3 protein-coding genes and 2 pseudogenes are annotated in these 4,504 nt (G+C 60.8%); 4 read left to right on the top strand and 1 reads right to left on the bottom strand.

Annotated features, from left to right (window positions below; all coding sequences use genetic code 11):
• From AB4Z11_RS23940 to AB4Z11_RS23925, 4 genes and pseudogenes are all read left to right on the top strand, one after another.
• A pseudogene (locus AB4Z11_RS23940) lies at positions 1–425 on the top strand (MFS transporter); the annotation flags it as partial.
• A 10-nt stretch (positions 426–435) separates the two neighbouring features.
• The gene (locus AB4Z11_RS23935) at positions 436–1,398 is read left to right on the top strand and encodes a LysR family transcriptional regulator (RefSeq protein WP_442028170.1); all 963 of its coding nucleotides are present in this window, start codon (positions 436–438) and stop codon (positions 1,396–1,398) included.
• 155 nt (positions 1,399–1,553) lie between these two features.
• Positions 1,554–2,837 (top strand): Glu/Leu/Phe/Val family dehydrogenase, encoded by a 1,284-nt coding sequence (locus AB4Z11_RS23930; RefSeq protein ID WP_442028169.1) that lies wholly within the window; start codon positions 1,554–1,556, stop codon positions 2,835–2,837.
• A gap of 101 nt (positions 2,838–2,938) precedes the next feature.
• Complete coding sequence (locus AB4Z11_RS23925; RefSeq protein WP_442028168.1) at positions 2,939–4,171, top strand: malic enzyme-like NAD(P)-binding protein; 1,233 nt, start codon at positions 2,939–2,941, stop codon at positions 4,169–4,171.
• Between the two features lies 1 nt (position 4,172).
• On the opposite strand, the pseudogene AB4Z11_RS23920 reads toward AB4Z11_RS23925, so the two are convergent.
• Positions 4,173–4,504, bottom strand: a pseudogene (locus AB4Z11_RS23920) (hypothetical protein); the annotation flags it as partial.

The following is a 4,504-nucleotide window of genomic DNA, read 5'->3' as shown; positions in this document are numbered from 1 at the left end:
GCGGTACGCTGCTTGGCATGATCGCTTCCGGCATGAGCGGCAAACTGCGCCTGCCGCGCTTTGGCGCCATGCTGCTGACGGTGGACTTCTTCGCAGGCCTGATCCTGTTCCCGCTCGGGATGATCACGACCACCTGGCAAGGCGCGGCGCTGCTGATTGCCCTTGGTCTGCTGGGAGGCTTCATGCAGGTCGGCGTGTTCACCTGGATTCAGCGCCGCGTATCGCCGCAGATGATGGGACGCACTATGAGCATCTTCATGTTCATCCTGTTCGGCCTCGCGCCGCTGTCGGCGGCGGTTGCAGGCTGGCTGCTGAATTATGTGTCGTTGCAACTGGTCTTCGAAGGCGGCGGCATCATTCTGGTGGTGTGCGCAGCGGCCGCGTGGACGTTCACGCCAATGAGGCACATCGAAGCCGCACGGTAAAATCACGGCTATGGAAACCAAATGGCTCGAAGACTTCATCTCCCTCGTTGAAACGAACAGTTTCAGCCGCTCGGCGCAGCTGCGTCACGTGACGCAGCCTGCGTTTTCGCGGCGTATTCAGTCGCTGGAAAACTGGGTCGGTACGGACCTGATCGACCGCACCTCGTATCCAACGCGCGTCACGCCGGCGGGCATGGTGTTCTACGAGCAGGCGCTGGAGATGCTGGGCCAGATCAACGGCGTGCGCGAGCTGTTGCGCGGCAAGCGTGCGGCGACGCAGACCAGTATCGACCTGGCTGCGCCGCACACGCTGTCGCTGACGTTCATCCCGAAGTGGATCTCGGATCTGGAGACCAACTTTGCACCGATTAACAGCCGACTGATGGCACTGAACGTGCACGACGCCGTGCTGCAACTGGTGGACGGCGGCTGCGACCTGGTGCTGGTGTATCACCATCCGCGCCAGCCGGTGCAGCTCGATCCGGGCCGCTACGACATGCTGGTGATGGGCCGCGAAGCCTTGCGTGCCTACGCCCGCTGCGACAAGGCGCGGCAACCGGAGTTCACGCTGCCAGGGCGCAAAACATCGCCCATCCCCTTCCTTTCCTACACCAACAATGCCTATCTTGGCCGCATGGTCGATCTGATCCTGAGCGACACCAAACAGGCGCTGCATCTCGAAACGCATTTCGAAACCGATATGGCCGAAGGCCTGAAGATGATGGCGCTGGAAGGCCGCGGCATCGCCTTCCTGCCTGAATCCGCGGTCACGCGCGAAGTTAAACAAAAACTTCTGGCGCCCGCCGGCGGCGACCGCGGCGACTGGGAAATCGAGATGGAAATCCGCCTGTATCGCGAGCGTCCAAGCCCCGCCAGGCCTGGAAAACCCGTGGTTTCGCGGCTGTGGGAGTACCTCGAAGAACAGCAGCAACCGGCGGATAAAAAACGCCGCATTCCCGCCTCCGAACGATAGCCTTTTGACAGGTTATGCAAATTTTGCATAACCGAATGCGCATACAGCATTGGCTGGCTTTGTGCCTCAGGCGTAGGATTCGCCTCGCTCGATATCAGAACAAAAGCAAGAACCACGATATCAACCGAACAATCGCGAATCAGAGGAGTCACACAATGACGAACCACGCACTGCCTTCTTACCTCAACGCCGACGATCTCGGCCCATGGGGTCAATACCTGAAACAAATCGACCGCGTTACCCCACACCTGGGCAATCTGTCCCGCTGGGTGGAAACCCTGAAGCGCCCGAAGCGCATCCTGGTTGTTGACGTACCTATCGAACGTGACGATGGCACGATCGCTCACTACGAAGGCTACCGCGTGCAGCACAATATGTCGCGCGGCCCAGGTAAAGGCGGTGTGCGCTTCCACCAGGACGTAACCCTGTCGGAAGTGATGGCCCTTTCGGCATGGATGACGGTGAAAAACGCCGCCGTCAACGTGCCATACGGTGGTGCAAAAGGTGGTATTCGCGTTGATCCGAAGACCCTGTCCCGCGGCGAACTGCAGCGCCTGACCCGTCGCTACACCAGCGAGATCAGCCTGATCATCGGCCCAACCAAGGACATCCCGGCTCCGGACGTGAACACCAACGAGCAAGTGATGGCCTGGATGATGGACTCCTACGCCATGATCGAAGGTAATCTGTCGACCGGCGTGGTGACTGGTAAGCCAATCTCCATGGGTGGCTCGCTGGGCCGCCGCGAAGCAACCGGCCGCGGCGTGTTCGTGGCTGGCCGCGAAGCAGCTGCAAAGCGCGGCGTGGCAATCCAGGGCGCACGTGTTGCAATCCAGGGCTTCGGTAATGTGGGCGGCGTTGCTGCCACCATGTTCGCCGATGCGGGCTCCAAAGTCGTCGCAGTTCAGGACCACACCGGCACTGTGGTGCACGCCGGCGGCCTGGATGTCGCAGCACTGCACAAGTTTGTTGCAGAAACCGGCGGCGTGGCGAACTTCCCTGGTGCAGAAGCCACTCAGGACCGTGATTCCTTCTGGGGCATCGAATCTGATATCCTCATCCCTGCGGCGCTGGAACAGCAAATCACCGCCGCAAACGCACCGAAGATCCGTACCAAGATCATTCTGGAAGGCGCAAACGGCCCTACCACCCCAGAGGCCGACGATATTCTGAACGAAAAGGACATCCTGATCGTTCCTGACGTGCTGGCCAACGCTGGCGGCGTAACCGTGTCATACTTCGAGTGGGTGCAGGACTTCTCCAGCTTCTTCTGGAGCGAGGAAGAAATCAACGCTCGTCTGACCCGCATTATGCAAGACGCGTTCAACTCGGTTTGGGAAGTCGCTCAAGAGAAGAAGGTATCCCTGCGTACCGCAACCTTCATCCTGGCATGCACCCGAGTGCTGGCTGCACGTGAAGTGCGCGGCCTGTATCCGTAAAAATACTAATTACAGGCGCCCTCGCGGCGCCTGCAATATACGCCCGCAACAGGTGATTGCCTGCTGCGGGCGTTTTTCGCAATGAAAAAGGACAGAAAATAATGAGCAGCTTGGAGCAAAAAGCTCTTGCATACCACAGTGAAGGCACGCCAGGTAAGCTGGCGATTGCAGTAACCAAGAGCGTCGGCAACCAGGACGACCTGGCGCTGGCCTACTCGCCGGGCGTTGCTGTGCCCTGCGTGGAAATCGCCCGCGATCCTGCGCTGGCGTACGAATACACTGCAAAAGGCAATCTTGTCGCAGTGATCACGAATGGCTCGGCAGTGCTGGGCCTCGGCAATATCGGCGCACTGGCCGGCAAGCCGGTCATGGAAGGCAAAGTCGTGCTGTTCAAGAAGTTCGCCGGCATCGACTCCTTCGACATCGAGATCGACGAAACCGATCCGGACAAGCTGGTGGACATCATCGCCGCCCTGCATCCGACTTTCGGCGGCATCAACCTGGAAGACATCAAAGCGCCTGAGTGCTTCTATATCGAGCGCAAACTGCGTGAGCGCCTGTCGATCCCGGTCTTCCACGACGACCAGCACGGCACCGCCATCGTGGTGGGTTCCGGCATGCTGAATGCCGTCGAGATGACCGGCCGCGATATCTCGACCGTGAAAATCGTCTGCTCCGGCGCGGGCGCTGCCGCTATCGCCTGCCTGGAACTGCTGGTGGATATCGGCGCCAGCCGCGAGAACATCTTCGTCTGCGATTCCAAGGGCGTGCTGACCAAGGCCCGCAACCTGACCGGCGAAAAGGCCGACTGGGTGCAGGACACCACGGCCACGACCCTGTCCGAAGTGATCGTCGATGCGGACGTGTTCCTCGGCCTGTCCGGTCCTGGCCTGCTGTCGCAAGCCGACGTGAAGTCGATGAAGAAGGCCCCGATCATCTTCACGCTGGCCAATCCCGAGCCAGAGCTGCGCCCTGAACTGGTGCGCGAAGTGGCGCYGGATGCGATCATCGCCACCGGCCGTTCGGACTACCCGAACCAGATCAACAACGCCCTGTGCTTCCCTTACCTGTTCCGTGCAGCGCTGGACACCGGCGCCACCACGATCAACCAGGACATGAAGCGCGCCTGCGTTACCGCCCTCGCCGGCATCGCCCGCAGCGACGAGCGTTTCAGCAAGGACTACGTGGTTCCTGGCCTGCTGGACGACCGTCTCCTGTCGCAAGTGACGCCGAAGATCGCTGCCGCCGCCATGCGCAGCGGCGTGGCACGCAAGGAGCTGGACCTCAACGCCTACGCGGATCGCCTGACCGCATTGGCCAAGACCCTGCTCTGACCTAAGCTTCGCGCAGGCCCAGCAAGGCGCTGATGTAGTTGATCATGGCGTGGTCCGCAAGACCACGCGTCAGCACATTGCCGGGCCTGAGTTTATAGATGACGTAATTGACTTCCGCTCGCGCGCGGTCTGCCGCCATGGCGAAGTCCCCCGCCGCCGGCAGGTATTTGCCGTTGCGGTTGAGGTAGCGCGCGCCTTCCAGATGGGTGTACTGCAGCAGCAGCCCACACGGCGGCACCTGCGTCACATCATCGCAGCAATCGATATACCGCTCCACATCCCGCCGCAGCAGACGTGCTGCAAATTCGCCGTTGCCCACGCGCGGTGATCCGA

Origin of the sequence: Pseudoduganella sp. RAF53_2, from assembly GCF_052113985.1 — a bacterium.
Taxonomy (GTDB): Bacteria; Pseudomonadota; Gammaproteobacteria; order Burkholderiales; family Burkholderiaceae_D; genus Rugamonas.
The sequence above is the reverse complement of the archived record's forward strand: the minus strand, read 5'-3'. Positions and strand labels throughout refer to the sequence as shown.